The sequence below is a fragment of the Actibacterium naphthalenivorans genome (assembly GCF_014196965.1).
GTDB classification, from domain to species: Bacteria; Pseudomonadota; Alphaproteobacteria; order Rhodobacterales; family Rhodobacteraceae; genus Actibacterium_A; species Actibacterium_A naphthalenivorans.
This window is the reverse complement of record NZ_JACIEQ010000001.1, coordinates 1,437,052-1,459,131: the sequence shown is the minus strand read 5'-3', so window position 1 is coordinate 1,459,131 and position 22,080 is coordinate 1,437,052. Positions and strand designations below refer to the sequence as shown.

Here is a 22,080-nt window from a genome sequence, read left to right as displayed (position 1 = left end):
CCTATTGCGCGGCTTCGGCCTGTATTTCGGGGGCGCCGGGTTTGGTGCCAAGGCCTTCGGCTGCGATATAGGCGCGCCGGCCCACAAGGCCTTTTTCCGCGAAGATCGCGTTGCGCTGATCCTCGGCCAGGGGCGACCAGTGGCCCTGATGCGTGATGAACCCGTGGCGAACCAGTTTGCGTTGCAATCGGGGCAGGTGCAGCTCGCCAAAGGACAGGCGGCTGGAGCGCTGCTTGGTCTTGGGCACCCATTCGCGGTGCAGCGTGTTCAGCACCAGCGGCGCGCGCCCGCAGAAATGGGTCAGATGGGTGATCAGGTTGTCGGCCACGTTGGACGACCGGCGCAAGACCACCGCGACCTGCTGCTCAGGGCCCCCGACCATTGCAAAGAGATGCAGCGCCGAGCCATCCGCCGCTATCACCTGCCGCGCCGCCTTGTAGCGGGCGATCTGGGTTTTCATGTCGTGCTTTTGCGGATGAAAAATCTCGTACCCCTGCGCGGCAAGCTGCTCTTCCACGAAGGTTTCGCCCAGAAGGCCGCCCTTGCGAAGGCCGAGCGCCGAACGCGAGATATAGAGTTTTTCCGGCCCGTCGGCCGGAACTGACGCCCCGAACCGTTCGTGAAAGGCCGCGCGGAACGCTTCGGTGCCCTGCGATATCGCGCCAAGGCCGAACCCCTGGCCGGGCACCAGAAGCTCTTCCACCTCGCCGGGCGTGTCCATCACGTGAATCGGCAGGTCACATCCCAGAAGATCCAGAAAACCGCGATGAAAGCCTTTGACCTCATCCCCCAGGCGTGGGCGCTTGGGGATGTAGAGAACACCGTCCAGCTTGCCCCCGACATGATCCAGCGCCCAGAGCCGCGCGGTGCTTTCGGCAAGGAAATGCCCGAAATGCGCCCAGAGCATCCCGCCCCACAGCCAACGCCCCTGCAGCCGGGTCAGCGGCTGTTGCGGCGCCGCAGGCGCAAGGGTGATCGGGCGCTTGCCGCGCCAAAGCGCGCCGTGGCCGCAATATTGCCCATCGGGATAAAGTACACCGGCCGGCTGACGCATCGCAGAGATTTCGGGCGGAACGACCACCGCGCCTTGCAGCGTCTCGATCTCTGTCGACCAGCCGCCTGTCGGGTCTGGCGCGGTTCCGGTGTCGCTGCGTGCCAATGCCTGTTCCCTCGCTGACCGGGGGCCCTTATCGCGGGCTTCTCTTGGCCAGAATACGCTGAAGGGTGCGGCGGTGCATGTTCAATCTGCGCGCGGTTTCCGAAACGTTGCGGTCGCACAACTCATACACCCGCTGGATATGCTCCCAGCGCACACGGTCGGCCGACATCGGATTTTCCGGCGGCGGCGGCAGGGCATCGGACGGGGCAAGAAGCGCGGCGGTGATGTCATGGGCATCGGCGGGTTTCGAAAGATAGTCGGTCGCGCCCATCTTCACCGCGGCCACAGCGGTGGCGATGGCGCCATATCCGGTCAGCACCACGATCCGGGCATCGGGGCGTTTCTCTCTCAGCGCCTCGACAACATCGAGGCCGTTGCCATCTTCCAGACGCAGGTCGACAACCGCATAGGCCGGCGGGCGGGCCATCGCGATGGCCTTGCCCTCGGCCACGGATTCGGCCGTTTCAGGCTCGAACCCGCGCTTTTCCATCGCGCGTGCAAGGCGGCGCAGAAACGGTTCGTCGTCATCCACCAGCAGAAGCGACCTGTCTTCGCCGATATCCTGCAAATCGCGCTCTGCCATTCCCCAACCTCCGGTTCACCCGTGTATTCAATGGAATACTTCTAGGGTGTTACAGATGGGGGGTCAATTTAGCGGTTCAATCACTTTCCGGCCGCATCAACGAAACAGGCGACACGATCGGCCATTTCTTCGGGCGTATCCTCGCGCCGGAAGAATTCCACGAAGCCTTCGCCGGGCAGAACCAGATAGGTAAAGGTGGAATGGTCGACCAGATAGTAATCCGGATCGTCAGAGTCCTGCTTCTTGAAATAGGTGCGATAGGCGATCGAGGCGGCCTTGACCTGTTCGGGCGTGCCGGTCAGCCCGATCATCTTGGGATGCATGTAATCGGTGAATTCGGCCATCACCTCGGGTGTGTCCCTTTCGGGGTCGATCGAGATGAAGATCGGCGTCACGTCATAGCCGCGTTCGTCCAGCAGCGTCACGGCCTCGGCGTTGCGGGCATTGTCGAGAGGGCATACATCGGGGCAGAACGTATAGCCGAAATAAAGCAGAGACGGTTTGGTGATCACATCCTTGTCCGTCACGGTTTCGCCGGTTTCGCTGATCAGGGTGAACGGGCCGCCGATCGCATCGCTGCCGCCGGCAACCTTCGCCCCCCGGCATTGCGCGAATTTGTCCTGCGGGCCGGGGGCAAAGGCGAAATAGGCGGCAATGCCCAGAAGGACGGCAACCACGATGGCGGCGATTGCGGCATAGGTGCGCGTCATGATCTCTCTCCCTTGCGATCGGTCTGGGCACATTGATCCTGCGGATTGCCGGGATATACAAGGGAACAGCTTGCCACAGGGGAACGGGCAGCCGCATGGCGGGACAGACCAGCATCGAGATTCCGGGGATCTGGGCGCGCAGCCAGTGGGTGCGGCTGCGCACACTGATCTGGCTGCGCTGGATCGCGATCGTCGGTCAGATCGTGGCGATCACGGTGGCCCAGCAATGGTTCGGCCTTCAAATGCCCGTGGGCCTGTGCTTTCTGGCGGTTGGCGTCGCGATTATCGCCAACCTGCTGGCCATTTTCATCTTCCCCGAAAACAAGCGCCTGTCGGAAACCGAGGCGATGCGGATGCTGCTGTTCGATCTCGCGCAGCTTTCCTTCCTTCTGTTCCTGACCGGCGGCCTGCATAATCCGTTCTCACTGCTGGTGCTCACGCCGGTCACCATCTCGGCAACGGCGCTCCGGCCGAAATCGACCCTTGTTCTGGGCGTTTCCGCCATTGCTTTCGTCACTATTCTGGCGGTTTTCCACCTTCCGCTGCTGAATACCGCCGGTCAGGTCCAGCAATTGCCCGCGATCTTTCTGTTCGGTTTCTGGGCCGCAATCCTGATCGGGGTTTCGTTTCTGGCGCTCTATGCGGGGCGCGTGACGTCGGAAATCAATTCGATGTCAGAGGCGCTTCTGGCCACGCAGATGGCGCTGGCGCGGGAGCAGAAGCTGACCGATCTGGGCGGCGTGGTCGCCGCTGCCGCGCATGAACTGGGCACGCCGCTTGCCACGATCAAGCTGGTCAGCTCCGAACTGATGGAAGAGCTGGAGGATATGCCCGAACTGCGCGACGACGCCGCGCTTATCCGTGAGCAGGCCGACAGGTGCCGGGATATCCTGCGTTCGATGGGCCGGGCCGGAAAGGACGATCTGCACATGCGCATCGCGCCTCTGGCGAATGTCGTCAGCGAGGCCGCCGAGCCACATCAGGACCGTGGCAAGATCATTCATTTCGAGATTTTCCCCGAAGAGGGCAGCGACCCGCGCGAACCCAGCATAGAGCGGCGCCCCGAGATCATCCACGGGCTGCGCAACCTGATCCAGAACGCCGTGGATTTCGCCCATCGCAACGTCTGGATCGAGGCGCAATGGTCCGACACCCAGATCGGCGTGCGGATCATGGACGACGGCGCGGGATATTCGCCGCAGGTTCTGGGCCGCATCGGCGATCCGTTCGTGCGCCGCCGCAACAATGATGCGGATCAGCGCGACAGGCCGGGGTACGAAGGGATGGGGCTTGGCCTTTTCATCGCGAAAACGCTGCTGGAACGGTCGGGCGCCGAGCTGAGCTTTGCCAATGGCTTTGACCCGTTTCAGGAAAACACCGAACGGCCCGAACGCTGCGGTGCCGTGGTCGAGGTGGTCTGGCCGCGCGACGCGATCTCGCCCGACGGCGACCGGGCAAAAGCGGCGCTGGGTGAAAACCAGCGGTTCGAGGCCTGAGCCCTCCTGCGATCTTAACCTCCGATTAACCATTCTCGCCAACTACTTACGGCAAGGGTTCTGGATAATCGCGGTAGACAAATATGTGGTCTGAGATCAGCTATGGCGTCTTGTTGATAGCAACATCGTTTCTGACGGCGCTCGCCGCGCTTTATGTGGTGGCACTCCGACAGGGCGCTTCGCGGCGAGAGGCGCGCGTCATCGCGGATATGGCGGCGGAGGATACCGTGTTTCTGTTTGACGGGCGGCATCTGGTCGATGCCACGCCGAAAGCACGCGGATTGCTGGCGCTGGGGCCACAGGGCGTCAGCGACTGGAACCGCCTTTCGGCCCTGCTGACGCCCCGGTTTCCCGGATTTTCCGCAGAAATGGAGCGGTTGGCTGAGACCGGCATCGCGCTACTGGAAGGCGCAAACGGCAAAGAGGCGGTCCGGGCCTGGTGGCTCGGGGGCATCGCGCGCATCGCCGTGCTGGATGCTCCGCCCGGCCCGGACAACGCGATCACCGATCATCAGACGCTGAGCGCGCTGAATTCCGAACTGGCCATATTGCGCAAAGTGGCCGCGCATATGCCTGCCCTGACCTGGCAGCAAGACGCCGAGGGCAAGGTGACGTGGGCCAATCGCGCCTATCTGAAACTCGTGGGAGAATCGCGCCCCGACGAGGATGATCTGACATGGCCGCTGCCGCGCCTGTTCGATACGATGCGGCCAACCGGAATGTCCGATGATCTGGCACCCCGGCGAATCTCGATCACGGTTCCCGGGGGGGAGGTCCAGTGGTTCGACTGTATCGCGATCCGGCAGAACGATTCGGCGATGTTTTTCGCGCTTCCCGCCGATGCCACGGTTTATGCCGAATTGTCGTTGCGGAACTTCGTTCAGACGCTGAGCAAGACATTCGCCGATCTGCCAACCGGTCTCGCGATTTTCAACCGGTCGCGCCATCTGGTGATGTTCAACCCGGCGCTGATCGACCTGTGCATGCTCGATCCGGCCTTTCTTGCGGCGCGCCCGACGCTGTTTTCCTTTCTCGATCAACTGCGCGAAAAGCAGATGATCCCGGAGCCGAAGAACTACAAATCCTGGCGCCAGAAGATGACGACGCTCGAAGAGCAAGCCGCAAACGGGGTTTTCGAGGAAAACTGGACCCTGCCGACCGGCCAGACCTACCGCGTCACCGGGCGCCCGCATCCCGACGGGGCTGTCGCGTTCCTGTTCGAGGATATCAGCTCCGAAATCTCGCTGACCCGCAGGTTCCGCGCCGAGCTGGAGATGAGCCAGGCCGTGATCGACAGCATGGACGAAGCGATCGCCGTGTTTTCGCCCGCCGGGATTCTGGCCATCTCCAACGATGCCTATACGGATCTGTGGCACAGCAATCCTTCGGAAACGCTGGGCGAAATCGGCATACACGATGCGGCCCGGCTCTGGCGCGAAGGCGCAGCGCCCAGCGGGTTCTGGGATCAGGCGCAGGCCTTTGTCGGCAACCCCGACGAGCGCGAGGAACTGCGCGCGGCGGTGACGATGGCCGATGGCCGCGCGGTGACCTGCCGCCTGACCACCATCGCCGGCGGCGCCACGCTTGTGGGGTTCAGCGTCGCCGCCCTTTTGCCCGGCGAGGCCCGTAAGCCGGCGCAGCACGGCGTGGCGGGCTGAACCCCCCTTGCGGGTCCGCCACGGGGCGTTAAAACTGGCGCCATGTCTGACAGTCCCGCGCCGTTTTCCACCAACCTGACCCTCGGTTCCGAGGCGGCGACGGCCAATCTCGCGCAGCGGATCGCGCCGGTTCTGGCCCCCGGCGATGTGTTGCTTCTGGAAGGTCCGATCGGCGCCGGAAAGACCCATTTCGCGCGCGCCCTTATCCAGTTTCTGCTGGCCCGCGCGGGCACGGTCGAGGATGTTCCCTCACCGACCTTCACGCTGGTGCAAACCTACGATGCCGGCGGGCTGGAAATCTGGCACAGCGATCTTTACCGCCTGACCCATGTCGACGAGGTGCTGGAGCTTGGGCTCGAAGAGGCGTTCGAAACCGCCATCTGCCTCGTCGAATGGCCCGACCGGCTGGGCGATCTTGCCCCGCCGAACGCGCTGCACCTGCGGTTTTCGCAGGCAGAGGCGCCCGACGCCCGCCATGTCTGCATCACCGCCACCGACCCGCACTGGCACGAACGGCTGAGCCCCCTGCTAAAGGCGAATGCGAATGACTGACCGGCAAGCACTTGCAACGGCTTTCGTCGCAGCGGCCGGATGGGGCGCGGCCCGGCGCGATGTGCTTGCCGGGGACGCGTCGAACCGCAGGTATGACCGGCTGACCGATCCGGTTTCCGGTACCCGCGCTGTGCTGATGGATGCCCCGCCGGACAAGGGCGAGGATGTCCGGCCCTTCATTCGGGTGGCGCGCCACCTGACCTCGCTCGGGTTGAGCGCCCCGCGGATTCTGGCCGAAGATGCGACCGCCGGATTTCTTCTGCTCGAGGATCTGGGCGACGATCTCTTCGCCCGCGCGATACCGGCCGCGCCGCAGATCGAAGAGCAGCTTTACACCGCCGCGACCGATCTTCTGGTCGCACTCCACCAGCATACCACGCCAGGTGATCTTGCGGTTTACGACCCGCCGACCATGGCCAATCTGGCCGCGCTCGCGCTGGACTGGTATGTTCCCGCCGCAACCGGCGCGCCTGTCAGTCTGGCCGAAAGAGACGCGTTTTGCGCTGTGTTCGAGACGATTCTGGCCGCAATGGAACCCTTCACACCAGTGTTGATTCAGCGCGACTATCATGCCGAAAACCTGCTTTGGCTGCCACAGCGGGAGGGCATCGCGCGGGTCGGGCTTCTCGATTTTCAGGATGCGATGGCCGGGCACCCGGCCTATGATCTGGTATCCCTGCTCGAAGACGCGCGCCGCGACGTGCCCCCCGCATTGCAGGCCGCAATGCTGACGCGCTATATCACCGCCACGGGGCAGGACGAGGCGCGGTTCCGCATGGCTTTTGCCGCGCTTGGCGCCCAGCGCAACCTGCGCATCATCGGCGTTTTTGCCCGGCTTTGCGTGCGGGATGGCAAGCCGCACTATATAGATCTGTTGCCGCGGGTCTGGGCGCATCTGATGAACGATCTTGCGCATCCGGGGCTTGCACCGCTGCGCCGGAAGGTCGAAACGCTGCTTCCGCCGGTGACGGCGGCGATATCACAAAGGATCAGGGAAAAATGCATGACAGCCCCGACGCACTGATGCTGTTCGCGGCAGGCTTCGGCACCCGCATGGGGATGCTGACAGCCGAATGCCCGAAGCCGCTGATCCAGGTTGGCGGGCGCCCCCTGATCGACCACGCGCTGGCACAGGCGGCGGGGGCCGGGGTGCGGCGGGTGGTCGTGAACACGCATTACAAGGCCGAACAGGTAAAGACGCATCTCGAAGGCCGCACCGATATCGCGATCTCGGATGAGCAGCCCGAGATCCTCGACACCGGCGGCGGGCTTCGCAAGGCGCTGCCGCTGCTGGGGGACGGGCCGGTTTTCACGCTGAACACCGATGCCGTCTGGACCGGCGCAAATGCGCTGGCACAGCTTGCAAACGCCTGGGATCCGGCGCGCATGGATGCGCTGCTGCTGCTGGCGCCGCGCGAACGGGCCGTGGGCCATTCCGGCGCGGGTGATTTCATGCTGGGCGAGGGCGGGCATCTGACGCGCGGGCCGGGGCTGATCTATACCGGCGCCCAGATCATCCGCACCGAAGGGTTGAAAACCGTGCCGGAAGAGGCGTTTTCGCTGAACCTGCTGTGGGATGCCATGCTGCTGGACGAACGGATTTTCGGCGTCGTTCACGACGGCGGATGGTGCGATGTGGGCACGCCCGAAGGGATACCCCTTGCCGAGGCCATGCTGTCAGAGCCCGGCAATGTTTGACCGGCCCGGCCCCCGGATCTTTGGCCTGCCGCCCGGAACGGACTTTCCGCGCGAATTACTGATCGGGCTGGAACAGAGACTGTCCGAGCATCCGCCGGAAGACTGGGCCCGGGTCGAAATCTATGTGAACACGCGGCGGATGCAGCGCCGGCTGATCGCCCTGTTCGCCGAAGGCCCGCCGCGCCTGCTGCCGCGTATCCGCCTTGTCAGCGAACTGGGGCAGGGCGCCACGATGGCCGATCTGCCGCCACCGGTCTCCGCGCTGCGCCGGCGGCTTGAACTCAGCCAGCTTGTGGCGGGGCTGTTGCAGCGCCAGCCCGATCTTGCGCCCAGCGCCGCGATCTATGATCTTTCCGACAGCCTTGCCGCGCTGATGGACGAAATGCAGGGCGAAGGCGTTCCGCCCAGGGCCCTGCAAGAGCTCGACCTGTCGCATCTCTCCGCCCATTGGGAACGGACACGCCGTTTCCTTTCGATCGTCGACCGCTTCTTCGGCGACGATGCGCTGGACAAGGAGGCACACAGCAGGCTGGCCGCGGAACGTCTGGCCCGGCTTTGGCAGGTCGCGCCGCCCTCGCATCCGGTGATCGTCGCCGGCTCCACCGGGTCGCGCGGGGCGACCGCGCTTTTCATGGAAGCCGTGGCGCGGCTGCCGCAGGGGGCGGTGGTGCTGCCCGGGTTCGATTTCGATCAGCCCGAAAGCGTCTGGTCTGCCATGGATGATGCGATGACGGCCGAGGATCATCCCCAGTTCCGGTTCCGCAAGCTGACAGAGGCGATGGGCACGAAGCCTGCGGACGTGCGCTGTTGGAACGATACGGCCCGCCCGGCGAATCCGACACGAAACCGCCTGATTTCGCTTGCGCTGCGCCCTGCGCCGGTTACCGATCAATGGCTTGATGAGGGGCGCAATCTGCACGGGGTCGATACCGCAACGGCGCGGATGACCCTGATCGAGGCGCCCTCGCCACGGGCCGAGGCGCTGTCGATTGCGCTGCGCCTGCGCCAGGCGGCCGAAGACGGCGTGACCGCCGCGCTGATCACGCCCGACCGGATGCTGACCCGGCAGGTGACCGCCGCGCTTGATCGCTGGGGGATCGAACCGGATGATAGCGCCGGGTTGCCGCTTCAGCTTTCGGCGCCGGGGCGTTTCCTGCGCCACGTCGCGGCGCTTTTCGGTCAGCGGCTCACGGCCGAGGCGCTGCTGGCGCTGCTCAAACATCCGCTGACAAGTTCGTCCAAGGGGTTGCGCGGCCCGCATCTTCTGTGGACGCGCGAGCTGGAGCTGCATGTCCGCCGCGTCGGGCTGCCGTTTCCGCTGGGCAGCGATCTCATTCGCTGGGCCGAGGCGGGCACCGATGGCCGCGCGGATTGGGCGCGCTGGCTGGCGGGGCTGCTCGACGGTCTCGCCGATATCGGGCCCCGGCCGCTCTGCGATCACATCGCCCATCACCAGACCCTTGCCGAGGCGCTGGCGGCCGGCGCCGATGCCGCCGGTTCGGGCGATTTGTGGGACAAACCCGCCGGAAAAGAAGCGCAGAAGGCCGTCGCCGATCTCGTCGCCGAGGCCCCCCATGGCGGCACGCTGACCCCCGGTGATTATGGCGACCTGTTCCGTTCGGTCCTGAACCGCTATGAGGTGCATGACCCGATCCAGCCGCACCCGAGGATCATGTTCTGGGGCACGCTGGAGGCGCGGGTGCAGGGGGCCGATCTGGTTATTCTCGGCGGGCTGAACGAAGGAAGCTGGCCCGCGATGCCGCCGCCCGATCCATGGCTGAACCGCGAGATGCGGCGCGACGTGGGGCTATTGTTGCCGGAACGCCGTATCGGCCTGGCCGCACATGATTTTCAACAGGCCATCGCCGCGCCCGAAGTGTTCCTGACACGCGCCATCCGCGATGCCGAGGCAGAGACCGTTCCCTCGCGCTGGCTGAACCGGCTGACCAACCTGCTGAACGGTCTTTCCGGCCAGAACGGTGCAGAGGCGCTGGCGCAGATGCGGGCACGCGGGCGCGAATGGCTCGCGCTGGCCACCACGCTGGAAGAGCCGGAAGCGCGGCGGGATCCCGCACCGCGCCCCTCGCCGCGCCCGCCGGTGCCCGTTCGGCCAAACCGGCTCTCCGTCACCCGGATTCAGACGCTTATCCGCGATCCCTATGCGATTTACGCGCGCTATGTGCTGAACCTGAACCCGCTTGACCCCCTGTGGCAGGAACCCGACGCCCCGCTGCGCGGCACCATCCTGCACAAGGTGTTCGAACGGCTGTTGCGGGGCGGCGTGAACCCGGACCCGGCGCAGGCCAAGGCCGATCTTCTGGCCATTGCCGACGAGGTGTTCCAAAGCGATGCGCCCTGGCCCGCCGCGCGGCGGATGTGGCGGGCGCGGCTGGCGCGGGTGGCGGACTGGTTCCTGACCGGAGAGGCCGAGCGGCAGGCCCAGGCGCATTGGATCGCGCTCGAGCGCAAAGGCGCGGTTCACCTGCCCGATGGTTTCATGCTGACCGCCGAGGCTGACCGGATCGACCAGCGCGATGACGGGCGGCTGGTCATCTACGACTACAAGACCGGGACGCCGCCGACGCTGGCACAGATGAAAGAGCTGGACAAACAGCTTTTGCTGGAAGCCGCGATGGCCGAACGCGGCGGGTTCGAAGGGCTGGCGCCCGCGCCGGTGGATCATGTCGCCTATATCGGGCTTGGCGCCTCGCCGAAGATCGTTGTCAACGCGCTGGAAAACGGGCTTGTGGATGAGACATGGGCCGATCTTGCCGCGCTGATCGAAAAATACCACGCCCGTGATCAGGGATATACCGCGCGGCGGGTCATCTTCAGTCGCGAAGAGGTTACCGATTACGATCACCTCTCGCGCTACGGCGAATGGGACGAAAGCCAGGCGCCGCAGCCGGTGGAGGTGGGCCGATGATCCGCGACGCGGCAACGGAACGGCAGGTGCAGGCGGCCGACCCCGATACCTCGACCTGGTTGTCGGCAAATGCGGGCTCCGGCAAGACCCGGGTGCTGACCGACCGGGTGGCGCGGCTGTTGCTGAGCGAGGTGCTGCCGCAGCACATCCTGTGCCTGACCTATACCAAGGCCGCCGCCAGCGAGATGCAGAACCGGTTGTTCCGGCGGCTGGGCGAATGGGCGATGCTCGAAGAGGATGCGCTGCGGCGCAAACTGCGCACGCTCGGGACGGATCAGAGCCTTGATGATGATGTGCTGCGCCGGGCGCGGCGGCTGTTCGCGCGTGCCATCGAAACCCCCGGCGGGCTGAAGATTCAGACCATCCATTCCTTCTGTGCCTCTCTTTTGCGGCGTTTCCCGCTAGAGGCCGGCGTTTCGCCGCAGTTTGTCGAAATGGATGACCGCGCCGCGCGGCACCTGCGCGAAGAGATCGTTGAAACGCTTGCCGACGGCCCCAACCCGGTGGCCTTTGACGGGATCGCGCGATGGTATACCGGCGATGATCTCGCCCGGCTGACCGAAGAGATCGCCAAACACCGCAACCTGTTCCCCGGCGCTGCCGATGCAGCCGCGATCTGGGCGCAGTTCGGCCTGCCGCCCGGCTATTCCGCGGGTGAGTTGAACCGCGCGGTTTTCCTTGGCGGCGAGGCGGCGTTGATTGCCCGGCTGATCGCGGCCTTGCGCGGTGGCTCTGCCAATGACGTGAAGGCGGCCGACAAGCTTGCCGCTCTGGGCGGCGGCGCTCTCGATCATCAGGCGCTTGCCCTGCTCGAAGGTATGTTTCTGACGGGACGCGGCGCGAAATCGCCCTATTCGGCAAAGATCGGCTCTTTTCCGACCAAGGCAACGCAGGCGGCTTGCCCGGATATCATGCCCGAGCTCGATGCTCTCATGGCGCGTGTCGAGGCGGCGCGTGAACGGCGGGTGGCGCTGGCGGCGGCGGAAAAGACGCTGGCCCTGCACCGGTTCGCCGCAGAGTTTCTGCCCGAATACGCGGCGGCGAAACTGCGCCACGGATGGCTCGATTTCGACGATCTGATCCTCAAGGCGCGTGACCTGCTGACCGATCCCGGCGTCGCCGAATGGGTGCTGTACCGGCTGGACGGCGGCATCGACCACATTCTGGTGGACGAGGCGCAGGATACCAGCCCCGTGCAATGGGAAATTATCGACCTGCTGGCGCAGGAAATCACCTCTGGCAAGGGCGCGCGGGCGGACGTTCGCCGCACGATCTTCGTGGTCGGAGACAAGAAACAGTCGATCTATTCCTTCCAGGGCGCCGATCCCGACGGGTTCGACCGGATGCGCGATCAGTTTTCCGGCAGGTTGCAGGATGTCGCGGACCCGCTGCAGGAACTGCTGCTCGAGTTTTCGTTCCGGTCGTCGGGGGCGATCCTGCGAACGGTGGATTGCACCTTTCAGGAAAATGCGCGCAAGGGTCTCGGCAATGAGGTGACGCATCGCGCGTTCCGCGACCAGATGCCGGGCCGGGTGGATCTGTGGCCGGTGATCGACAAATCGCCCGACCCGGAAAAGCCGCACTGGACCGATCCGGTCGATACGCCCGCGCCGGAACATCACACTGTGCGTCTTGCCGCACGCGTGGCCGCTGAAATCGGCCGGATGATCCAAAGCGGCGAAACCCTGTGGGAAGAGGAGGGCGGCGAGAGCCGGCGCCGCCCGGTGCGCGCCGGGGATTTCCTGATCCTGGTGCAGCGACGCTCTGGCCTGTTTCACGAGATCATCCGTGCCTGCAAGGCCGAGGGCCTGCCCATCGCCGGGGCCGACCGTCTGAAGATCGGCGGCGAGCTGGCGGTCAAGGATCTGAGCGCGCTTCTGTCCTTCCTCGCCACGCCGGAAGACAGCCTTTCGCTGGCCTGCGCGCTGCGCTCGCCATTGTTCGGCTGGGACGAGAGCGCAATCTATGATCTGTCCGCCGGACGGGCCGAGAAATACCTTTGGGCCACGCTCCGAAACCGGAAAGACGGTTATACAGAGACGTTTTCGATGCTCGACGCCCTGATGGGCGACGCCGATTTCCTGCGCCCCTATGATCTGATCGAACGCATCCTAACCCGCTATGACGGGCGGCGGCGGCTGATCGCGCGGCTGGGCGAAGAGGCCGAGGATGGTATCGACGCGCTGCTGTCGCAGGCGCTGGCCTACGAGCGGATGGAGGTGCCGAGCCTGACGGGTTTTCTAAGCTGGCTGGCCCGTGACGAGGTCGAGATCAAGCGCCAGCTTGACAGTGCGGGCAACCGCATACGCGTGATGACCGTTCATGGCTCCAAGGGGCTGGAGGCGCCGATCGTCATCCTGCCCGACACCGGCAAGCGCGACGTCCGGGTTCAGGATGAGGTGCTGCAAGGCCCCGGCGGTCTGCCGCTTTGGAAGACCGGAAAAGACGACAGCCCGCAGATGATCACAGAGGCCCGCGACCATCTGATCGCCCGGCAGGAAGAGGAACGGCAGCGGCTGCTCTACGTCGCCATGACCCGAGCCGAACAATGGCTGATCACCTGCGCCGCCGGCGATCTTGGCAAGGGCGAAAGCTGGTACGATCAGATCAAGGCGGGGATGACCCGCGCCGGGGCGGGTGTCTTCCGTTTTCCCTTTGGCGACGGGCTGCGGCTGGAAACCGGCGATTGGCATATGGCCGGCGTCGGCGCCGCCGACGAAACCGAACCACCCGCGCCGGCCTTGCCGCTCTGGGCCCGCCAGCGCGCGGCCGTACCGGAAAAGCCGCCCGCGCCGCTGTCGCCCTCCGATCTGGGCGGGGCCAAGATCGTCGCGGGCGAGGCGGCCGGGCTGAGCGAGGAGGCGGCGAAGCTGCGCGGCACACGCCTGCATCTGTTGCTGGAACACCTTCCCGCCTTCGACCGTGCCGTCTGGCGCGACACCGCCGAGACCTTGCTGTCAGGCGATGAAACGCCCTGCGCGCCAGAGGAGTTGGCCGCGATTTTGGCGGAAACAGAGACTGTTCTGACCGCGCCGGCGCTGGCCACTCTGTTTGTCGAAAGCGCGCTCACAGAGGTCGAGATCACCGCCGCGCTTCCCGAGCTTGACGGAAGGCGTATTCAGGGTGCCATCGACCGGCTGATCGTCGGAGCCGACCGCGTTCTGGCGGTGGATTACAAATCCAACGCGCTGGTGCCGAAGCGGCCCGAAGACGTGCCCGAAGGCATCCTTCGGCAGATGGGCGCCTATGCGGCGGCGCTGGCGCGGATCTATCCGGACAAAATCGTGGAAACCGCTATCCTGTGGACGCGCAGCGCAGAGCTGATGCCCCTGCCATCACAACTTGTTGCTTCTGCGCTTGGCCGGGCGACGACATCTTGACGGGGCCCGGGTGGCTCCATAGTTTTCAGGGCAACCGAGATTCCAAGGAGAACACTCATGGCAACCGTTCCCGTTACCGATGCCACGTTCGACGATGAAGTAAAGGCCTCCGACATCCCCGTCGTGGTGGATTTCTGGGCCGAGTGGTGCGGCCCCTGCAAACAGATCGGCCCCGCGCTTGAAGAGATCGCCGCCGAGATGGAAGGCAAGGTCAAGATCGTCAAGGTAAACGTTGACGAAAACCCCGACAGCCCGGCCCAGATGGGCGTGCGCGGCATCCCCGCGCTGTTCCTGTTCAAGGATGGCCAGGTTGTATCCAACAAGATCGGCGCCGCGCCCAAGGCCGCGCTGAAAGGCTGGATCGAAGAATCGATCTGAGCTGATGTATCATCGCGAATTCGGGGCGCTTCGGCGCCCCTTTTCGTTTGCTGCGCTCACAGATCCCAGCCACCCCGCCGCAGCGCCCGCAGTATCTTTTCCTCGGCTTCCGGGCGGCCCGCGTTGATCGCCATCCGCTGTAGAAACCAGAACAGATAGCGCGCGTAATCCGGGCGCATCTGCCCGGCCATGTCAAACGCGCGGCCCGCGCCGAGCTGCCCGACATTGGCCGCGATATGGTGAAAATCGATCCGGCCGAACAGCACGGCGGGCTTTTCAAAGAAATACCCCGAAAACGCGACAGAGGAATTCTGCGTCACCACCATGCGGCAGCGGGGCAGAAGCGCCTGCATCCCGCCGCTGCGAAGCTCCAGGTTGGGATGCGCCGCCTGAAGATCGGCCAGCGCCGCGTGATCCTGCGGCGTATAGGTTTCACGAGGGTGCAGCGTTGCGATAACGGGGCGGTCCGGGAAACGCCGCGCGGTCTGCGCGATCATGTCCAGCGGGCTGCAGCTTTGAAAGCTGCGCTGGCGGCTCAGGATCCCTTGCAGGGGCACATAGATGAACCCGTCATCGCCCGGCTCGGCACCCGGGAACTGTCTTTCGCGGTGACGGCTGACAAGGCGGCGCGCCTGTTCCGGGTCGATGCGATCGGGATCGAACCGGGTCCGGGCGGCGTGAAACTCCCACCGGCGCGCGGTCGGTTCGATTGTCCAGAACGGATAGAAATAGGCGCGCCGAAAGCTGAGCGCGCGATTGTGAAGCGGGTCGTCCATGTGAAACAGGGCATGGCCGGGGTGATCGGCCGATCGCTGCCGCGCGGCCCCGGTGGCGGGGTGGTATTCCACGGCAACGCCGCAAGAGGCCAGCGCCGCGCTCACCCGGTTCAGAAAATTGTGCCGCCCGGCCACCGCGCTTTCGCGCAGCCCGTTCTCCAGATAGATCCCGACCGTTTTCACCTTCGCCATCGCGGTCAGGGTAGAGCCCGCCTGACGGGCCGACAAGCGAAACGGGTTGTGCGCCCCGGCACCCGTGGCCATATAACCCCCAAGCAAAGGAGGCCCCGATGGCAGAGAGTGATTTTCCCGGCTGGCATGGCACCACGATCCTGGGTGTGAAACGCGGGGACGAGGTGGTGATCGCCGGTGACGGGCAGGTCAGCCTGGGCCAGACCGTGATCAAGGGCACCGCGCGCAAGGTGCGCCGGCTGTCGCCCGGCGGATATGACGTGGTGGCAGGCTTCGCCGGATCGACCGCCGATGCCTTTACCCTGCTGGAACGGCTGGAGGCCAAGCTGGAGGCGACGCCGGGCCAGCTTCAGCGCGCCGCGGTCGAACTGGCCAAGGACTGGCGCACCGACAAATATCTGCAAAAGCTGGAGGCGATGCTGATCGTCAGCGACGGGGCCGAGATCTATGTGATCACCGGCGCGGGCGATGTGCTGGAGCCCGAGCATGACGTGGCCGCCATCGGCTCTGGCGGCAACTATGCCCTCGCCGCCGCGCGCGGGCTGATGGAAACCGAGCTTTCCGGCGAAGAGATCGCACGCAAGGCAATGGCCATCGCCGCCGATATCTGCGTGTACACAAATGGACATCTGACGGTAGAGAAAATCTCCAAATGACCGACCTTACCCCCCGCGAAATTGTTTCGGAACTCGACCGGTTCATCATCGGACAGGCAGACGCCAAGCGCGCCGTGGCCGTGGCCCTGCGCAACCGCTGGCGGCGCAAACAGCTTGGCGCGGACCTGCGCGACGAGGTGTATCCGAAAAACATCCTGATGATCGGCCCCACCGGCGTCGGCAAAACCGAGATCAGCCGCCGCCTTGCAAAGCTGGCCCGGGCGCCTTTCATCAAGGTCGAGGCAACAAAATTCACCGAGGTCGGTTATGTCGGCCGTGACGTGGAACAAATCATCCGCGATCTGGTGGACAGCGCCATCGCCCAGACCCGCGAGCAAATGCGCGAAGACGTCAAGGCCGCCGCGCATCAGGCCGCCGAAGACCGGGTGATCGAGGCGCTTACCGGCAAGGACGCCCGCGAGCAGACGCGCGAAATGTTCCGCGGCAAGCTCAAGCGCGGAGAGCTGGACGACACCGTGATCGAGCTGGAGGTGGCCGACACCTCCAACCCGATGCCGATGTTCGAGATCCCCGGCCAGCCCGGCCAGAACATGGGCATGATGAATCTCGGCGACATTTTCGGCAAAGCCTTCGGCGGGCGCACCGTGAAGCGCAAGATGAGCGTTGTCGACAGCTATGAGCTTTTGATCGGCGAAGAGGCCGACAAGATCCTGGATGACGAAACCGTCAATCGCGCGGCGCTGGAATCGGTTCAGGAAAACGGCATCGTGTTTCTCGACGAGATCGACAAGGTCTGCGCCCGGTCGGATGCGCGCGGCGCCGATGTCAGCCGCGAAGGGGTGCAGCGCGACCTGCTGCCGCTGATCGAGGGCACGACGGTTTCCACCAAATACGGGCCGGTCAAGACCGACCATATCCTGTTCATTGCCTCGGGCGCGTTTCACATCGCCAAACCGTCGGATCTGCTGCCCGAGCTTCAGGGCCGGCTGCCGATCCGGGTGGAACTGCGCGCCCTGACCGAGGGTGATTTCGTGCGCATCCTGACAGAGACCGACAATGCGCTGACCCGGCAATATACCGCGCTGATGAACACAGAAGAGGTGACCGTCAGCTTCACTGATGATGGCATCGCCGCGCTGGCCCGGATCGCGGCGGAGGTGAACCAGAGCATCGAGAATATCGGGGCGCGCCGCCTTTACACGGTGATGGAACGCGTGTTCGAAGAACTCAGCTTTACCGCGCCCGACAGATCGGGCGATACCGTCACGGTTGACGCCGGTTTTGTCGATCAGAATCTCGGCGAGCTTCTGAAATCCGCCGATATGAGCCGCTACGTTCTGTAATATTCGGGGTGGCATGAAGCCCCTGCTTGTCGTATCCGTCGTGCAACGAGCGGCAGGTTACAGGACTTATGAACAAGGTTTTCATGTTTCTCTGCGCCAGCATAATGCTGGCCGCCTGTACACCGCGCCCGGGCACCATGCTGGTGCCCGAGGCCGCGGAAATCGGCGATACCGTCAAGGTTTACTACGGCAGCACGCGCACCTCTGAAAAGAACCGGCCGGAGGGGATCGGCCGCGCGCTCATGCCGACCTATGGCGAGGTTTCGGTTTCGGTTCCGCCAGAGCACAAGGTCGGCCGGATGGAGGTTTCCGGCAACCCAGATCCCGAAAAGCACTTCGCGCTGTCGTCCAGCCAGTTTTTCGGCGATCCGAAAACCTTTCGCAGCGCGCTTTCGCATGAATTCCGCAAACGGCCGGTGGGCAAACGTGAAGCGGTGATATTCGTGCACGGGTTCAACACCAATTTCGCCGAAGGGGTGTTTCGCGCGGCGCAGCTTGATCATGACTTCGATATTGATGCGGTCTCGATAACCTATACCTGGCCGTCGCGCGCCAACCCGGTCGCCTATGCCTATGACCGTGACAGCGCGCTGTTCGCGCGCGACGGGCTGGAAGAGCTGATAACCGAGGTACGGCGCGCGGGGGCCGACAACATTCTGTTGGTCGGGCATTCCATGGGCGCGCAGGTGACGATGGAAACCCTGCGGCAGATGGCCATCCGCTCACCAGCCGAGCTTCACCGCACCGTCGATTCCGTCGTTCTGCTTGCTCCGGATATCGACGTCAATCTGTTCCGGGCGCAGGCCGCGCGGATCGGGCGGCTGCCCGAGCCCTTCGTCGTGATCGTGTCGGAACGTGACCGGGTGCTGGATCTTTCGGCCCGGCTGACGGGCGAACGCAACCGGCTCGGCAACGTCCGAAGCATCGAGAAATTCGCCGATCTGAACGTGACGATCGTGGATGTCACCGGGTTCTCCGGGGTCCGGGATCTCGGGCATTTCACGATCGGATCCTCGCCCGCGCTGATCAGCATTCTGGGTAAGCAAAAGGCCCTGGAAACGCTGATCAAGGGCGATACCTCGGGGCAGACCGGGCTTGTTCAGGGCACCGTGCTGACCGTGCAGCAGGCCACCGAAATCGTGCTGTCGCCCATCACCTCGCTGGCGCAATAGCCCGAAACTCAGCGCTGGCGCTTGAGATAGACGTAATAGGCCCCGGTGCCGCCATGTTTGGCATGGGCCGGCGTGATCTGCAGCACCGCGCTGCCAAGCGGCGGCGAGGTCAGCCAATGCGGCACCTGATGCTTCAGAACACCGCGCCGCACCGGGATGGGCCCGTCATCCTCGGCCCGCTTGCCCTTGCCGGTGATCACCAGCACCAGACGTTTTCCATCTGCATGGGCGCGCAGGATGAACGATGTCAGCGCCGGATGCGCCTGCGCAACGGTCATCCCGTGCAAGTCGATCCGCGCTTCGGGCGACAGCTTGCCGCGCTTCATGCGGTCAAAGCTCTTGCGATCCATCCGCACCGGCGCGTGCGCCGGATCGGGCGCGGCCGGGTGGGCAGGGGCCGTTTGCGCGGCCTTTTGCCCGATCCTGAAGCGCGGCGGTGCCTCGCCCGGTTGATGTGATGGCCGCGGCTGTTTGGCGTCTTTCGTGACTTTCCGGGGATGGTCGGGATGCATCGGAACCGCGGTCTCGGTGACCTTTTGCCAAAGGGCGCGTTCCTCGGCGCTCAGGCCTCGCGGCGGGCGACGCTGCACCGCTCAGCCCCCCGGCACCAGCGCAAGCGCCTTGTCGATCGGCAACAGCACGACCATGCGGCCCGGATCGCGCACATGGCCCGCCTTGCGGCCGGCGGCATCCCCCGTGCCATAGAAAATATCCGCGCGCTGCGGCCCCTTGATGGCCGATCCCGTATCCTGCGCGATCATCAGCCGCCGCAGCGGATCCTTGCCCGCCTTTTCAATCCAGACCGGCGCACCCAGCGGGGTAAAGGCCGGATCCACCGCCACAGTCCGCATCGGGCTGATGGAGCGGTTCATCGCCCCGAGCGGGCCTTTTTCGGCGGGCACGCCGCGCACCACCCGAAAGAACACGAAAGACGGATTGTGGCGCAGAAGATTGCGCCCATCCAACGGGTTCCGCTTTACCCAATTGCGGATCACCTGCGCCGAAACCTGGTGCGGCTGGTAGATTCCCCGGCGCACCAGCTCGGCGCCGATGGATTGATATTTATGCCCGTTGGAGCCGCCATAGCCGACCCGGATCGCCGTGCCATCCCGCAACCGGATGCGGCCGGAGCCCTGGATCTGAAGAAAGAATGCTTCCACCGGGTCATCGACCCAGGCGATTTCCAGACCGCGCCCCTGCAAAAGGCCCTGATCCTCAAGCTCGGCGCGGCTGACCCAGGCCTCGCCCTCGGGCAGTTCGGGCGGTTTGCGGTAAAGCGGCGTGCGGAAACGGCCACCGGGGTGGCGGGCGCCCTCCAGTTCCGGTTCGAAATATCCGGTGAACAGCGCCGGCTCGCCGCCGCCGATCAGAACCGGGCGAAAGAAGATTTCGAAAAAGGATTTCGCGGCGGGCCGCGCCTGCGCCAGAGCACAAAGCGGGCCCCAGTCGACAGGGTCCAGATCCGGGCAGGTTTCCAGAAAAACAGAAAGGGCCTGCGCGTGATCATCCGTTGCCCAGCCTTCGAGATCGTCGAACCGAAGAATTTCGGCCGATGCGCCCAAGGCTCCGCCCGGCGTGATCATCGCCAGGGCCGCCGCAGCGGCAACAGCCCGCAGGCCACGGATCATCCCCCCGTTGCCACCAGCTGCCAGTTCGGATCATTGGCGCCCATCACCCTGGCGAAGGTCCAGACATCGCGCTGGCGCTTGATCTCGTTCGGGTTGCCCTCGACGATATTGCCATCCTGGTCGCGCACCACCGACGTCAGCTCGCCCACGAACTTGACCGTCAACTCGGCCTCGTTGGTATCACGGGCGAAATGCGCATCCTGAAGCGCAAGCTCGCGCACGCCGACGAAATTCGCCTCGACCGACAGGTTCTTCGCCTCGCGGATGGCGATGCCATGGGCGAAGCTTTCATGAACATCAGAAGACAGGAACGGTTTGACCTGACTCAGATCGCCATTCTCATAGGCCATCAGGATCATCTCATAGGCGCCGCGGGCGCCCGACAGAAATTCCGTGACGTTGAAGCCCGGTTCCGTCAGCTTCATCGCGGCCAGCGCTTTCGCCGCCTCGGTGCCGTCTTCGACATGGTCGGTGATATCGGTATCGACGCCACCTTCGATCACCTCGAACTCCCGGCGGGCCGACGTCTTGCTGTTCGACGGGCCTTGCATCGGGACAGGCGGCTTTTCAAATCCTTCGCGCGTTCCGAGCGTGGAACGCAGGCGCAGAATGAGAAAAACGGCAATCCCGGCCAGAACCAGAAGTTGGATGATGGCGGAGTTCATATAAGCCTCGTCTTGCACGGGGGGTTGGTAACAGGTCTTTAACGCACATATGTAGGGCAGGGGGATGGTCAAGTCTACCGGCCACCCAGTGACGTGAGAGGGTTTGCCATGTGGCTTTTCGTGCTTTTTCTGACAATACCGCTGATCGAGATCGCGCTGTTCGTTCAGGTCGGCGGGCTTATCGGGCTGTGGCCGACACTTGCCATCGTGGTGCTGACGGCCATTCTGGGCACTTCGCTGATGCGAAATCAGGGGGCGCTGGCGATGGGGCAGATCCGTTCGTCGTTCAACGAGCTGCGCGACCCGACAGAGCCACTTGCCCATGGCGCGATGATCCTGCTGGCTGGCGCGTTGCTTCTGACGCCAGGGTTTTTCACCGATTCGTTCGGCTTTTTGCTGCTGATCCCGGCGTTCCGGGCGCTGGCCTACCGCTGGGTCGGCGCGCGGGTGCAGGTTCAGACATTCACAACCGGGCCGGCGCCGCGCCCGGGCAACGCCTCCCGCGATGTGATCGACGGCGAATATGAAGAGGTCCGCAAGGACAATCCGCCAATTAACGGCAGTTCCGGCTGGACGCAGCATTGAGGCACTTGCGGCTTCCTGCTAAGCACCGGCGCGAGAGCCGAAACCCAATCCGGAGCCAACCATGACCGAGACCGCCAAAAACGGCGCAGAGCCGGCAGCGGCCGCACAGCCCAAGATGCAGATCCTGGGCCAGTTCATCCGCGACATGTCGTTTGAAAACTTCCTGATGCAGAAAGGCGTGACCGGAGAGGTGACGCCCGATATTCAGGTTCAGGTCGCCCTCGATGCCAAAAAGCGCCCCGTGGATCATCAGTTCGAGGTGATCACCAAGTTCACCGTGCGTTCGACCAACAAGTCCGACAACGCGCCGCTGTTCCTGATCGAACTCGAATATGCCGGTATCTTCCATATCGAGAATGTACCGGAAGATCAGCTTCATCCGTTCCTGCTGATCGAATGCCCGCGGATGCTGTTCCCCTTCGTGCGCCGGATCGTGAGCGATCTTACCCGCGATGGCGGCTTCCCGCCGCTGAACCTGGAGATGGTGGATTTCGTGGCGCTCTACCGCCAGGAAATTGCCCGCCGGGCCGAAGCGCAGAAAACCGCGCAGCCGGCCAACTAG

The 22,080-nt window shown here is 64.4% G+C and carries 20 protein-coding genes; 13 read left to right on the top strand and 7 right to left on the bottom strand.

All coding sequences use genetic code 11. The features are described from left to right. Position 1: 1 nt before the first annotated feature. From GGR17_RS07190 to GGR17_RS07180, 3 genes are all read right to left on the bottom strand, one after another. Positions 2-1,159: a glycosyltransferase 61 family protein gene (locus tag GGR17_RS07190; RefSeq protein ID WP_054537525.1), complete on the bottom strand. Its 1,158-nt coding sequence runs from the start codon at positions 1,157-1,159 to the stop codon at positions 2-4. Between the two features lie 28 nt (positions 1,160-1,187). Then, positions 1,188-1,742: an ActR/PrrA/RegA family redox response regulator transcription factor gene (locus GGR17_RS07185; RefSeq protein ID WP_037203825.1), complete on the bottom strand. Its 555-nt coding sequence runs from the start codon at positions 1,740-1,742 to the stop codon at positions 1,188-1,190. Positions 1,743-1,822: 80 nt separating this feature from the next. Beyond that, positions 1,823-2,452: an SCO family protein gene (locus GGR17_RS07180; protein ID WP_054537526.1), complete on the bottom strand. Its 630-nt coding sequence runs from the start codon at positions 2,450-2,452 to the stop codon at positions 1,823-1,825. A gap of 95 nt (positions 2,453-2,547) precedes the next feature. On the opposite strand from GGR17_RS07180, the gene regB reads away from it, so the two are divergent. From regB to trxA, 8 genes are all read left to right on the top strand, one after another. Further along, complete coding sequence (gene regB, locus GGR17_RS07175) at positions 2,548-3,948, top strand: sensor histidine kinase RegB (protein WP_054537527.1); 1,401 nt, start codon at positions 2,548-2,550, stop codon at positions 3,946-3,948. Positions 3,949-4,031: 83 nt separating this feature from the next. After that, entirely contained in the window at positions 4,032-5,606 is a 1,575-nt protein-coding gene (locus GGR17_RS07170) for a PAS-domain containing protein (protein ID WP_054537528.1), read from the top strand. Positions 5,607-5,648: 42 nt separating this feature from the next. Continuing rightward, positions 5,649-6,158, top strand: coding sequence for a tRNA (adenosine(37)-N6)-threonylcarbamoyltransferase complex ATPase subunit type 1 TsaE (gene tsaE / locus GGR17_RS07165; RefSeq protein WP_054537529.1), 510 nt, complete (start codon positions 5,649-5,651; stop codon positions 6,156-6,158). Further along, positions 6,151-7,182 (top strand): aminoglycoside phosphotransferase family protein, encoded by a 1,032-nt coding sequence (locus tag GGR17_RS07160; protein ID WP_054537530.1) that lies wholly within the window; start codon positions 6,151-6,153, stop codon positions 7,180-7,182. Before tsaE ends, GGR17_RS07160 begins: the two co-directional genes overlap by 8 nt. Continuing rightward, positions 7,158-7,856: a nucleotidyltransferase family protein gene (locus GGR17_RS07155; protein WP_054537531.1), complete on the top strand. Its 699-nt coding sequence runs from the start codon at positions 7,158-7,160 to the stop codon at positions 7,854-7,856. The genes GGR17_RS07160 and GGR17_RS07155 overlap by 25 nt, the downstream gene beginning before the upstream one ends. Further along, positions 7,849-10,782, top strand: coding sequence for a double-strand break repair protein AddB (addB, locus tag GGR17_RS07150; RefSeq protein WP_054537532.1), 2,934 nt, complete (start codon positions 7,849-7,851; stop codon positions 10,780-10,782). The genes GGR17_RS07155 and addB overlap by 8 nt, the downstream gene beginning before the upstream one ends. Beyond that, positions 10,779-14,162, top strand: coding sequence for a double-strand break repair helicase AddA (addA, locus tag GGR17_RS07145; protein WP_054537533.1), 3,384 nt, complete (start codon positions 10,779-10,781; stop codon positions 14,160-14,162). The genes addB and addA overlap by 4 nt, the downstream gene beginning before the upstream one ends. Before the next feature lie 57 nt (positions 14,163-14,219). Further along, a complete protein-coding gene (gene trxA / locus GGR17_RS07140; RefSeq protein ID WP_037203817.1) occupies positions 14,220-14,540 on the top strand; it encodes a thioredoxin in 321 nt (106 codons plus the stop codon). 56 nt (positions 14,541-14,596) lie between these two features. Here trxA and GGR17_RS07135 read toward each other — a convergent pair whose 3' ends face one another. Then, positions 14,597-15,580: a glycosyltransferase family protein gene (locus tag GGR17_RS07135; protein ID WP_235974409.1), complete on the bottom strand. Its 984-nt coding sequence runs from the start codon at positions 15,578-15,580 to the stop codon at positions 14,597-14,599. Positions 15,581-15,606: 26 nt separating this feature from the next. Here GGR17_RS07135 and hslV point away from each other — a divergent pair, with 26 nt between their 5' ends. The 3 genes from hslV to GGR17_RS07120 all read left to right on the top strand — a co-directional run bounded on the left by hslV (position 15,607) and on the right by GGR17_RS07120 (position 18,640). Further along, positions 15,607-16,164, top strand: a complete 558-nt coding sequence (gene hslV, locus GGR17_RS07130; protein ID WP_037203816.1) for an ATP-dependent protease subunit HslV — start codon at positions 15,607-15,609, stop codon at positions 16,162-16,164. Then, positions 16,161-17,468 (top strand): ATP-dependent protease ATPase subunit HslU, encoded by a 1,308-nt coding sequence (gene hslU, locus GGR17_RS07125; protein WP_054537535.1) that lies wholly within the window; start codon positions 16,161-16,163, stop codon positions 17,466-17,468. Before hslV ends, hslU begins: the two co-directional genes overlap by 4 nt. A 68-nt stretch (positions 17,469-17,536) precedes the next feature. Further along, positions 17,537-18,640, top strand: a complete 1,104-nt coding sequence (locus GGR17_RS07120; protein ID WP_054537536.1) for an alpha/beta hydrolase — start codon at positions 17,537-17,539, stop codon at positions 18,638-18,640. Between the two features lie 8 nt (positions 18,641-18,648). Here GGR17_RS07120 and GGR17_RS07115 read toward each other — a convergent pair whose 3' ends face one another. Genes GGR17_RS07115 through GGR17_RS07105 form a run of 3 tightly spaced genes read right to left on the bottom strand, consistent with a single transcriptional unit; the run spans position 18,649 to position 20,933 of the window. Then, a complete protein-coding gene (locus tag GGR17_RS07115) occupies positions 18,649-19,230 on the bottom strand; it encodes a Smr/MutS family protein (RefSeq protein ID WP_054537537.1) in 582 nt (193 codons plus the stop codon). 3 nt (positions 19,231-19,233) lie between these two features. Next, a complete protein-coding gene (gene mltA, locus GGR17_RS07110) occupies positions 19,234-20,268 on the bottom strand; it encodes a murein transglycosylase A (protein WP_054537538.1) in 1,035 nt (344 codons plus the stop codon). After that, complete coding sequence (locus GGR17_RS07105) at positions 20,265-20,933, bottom strand: Tim44/TimA family putative adaptor protein (RefSeq protein WP_054537539.1); 669 nt, start codon at positions 20,931-20,933, stop codon at positions 20,265-20,267. Before GGR17_RS07105 ends, mltA begins: the two co-directional genes overlap by 4 nt. A gap of 108 nt (positions 20,934-21,041) precedes the next feature. Here GGR17_RS07105 and GGR17_RS07100 point away from each other — a divergent pair, with 108 nt between their 5' ends. Further along, positions 21,042-21,518, top strand: coding sequence for an FxsA family protein (locus GGR17_RS07100; protein ID WP_054537540.1), 477 nt, complete (start codon positions 21,042-21,044; stop codon positions 21,516-21,518). Positions 21,519-21,579: 61 nt separating this feature from the next. Further along, positions 21,580-22,080, top strand: a complete 501-nt coding sequence (secB, locus tag GGR17_RS07095; protein WP_054537541.1) for a protein-export chaperone SecB — start codon at positions 21,580-21,582, stop codon at positions 22,078-22,080.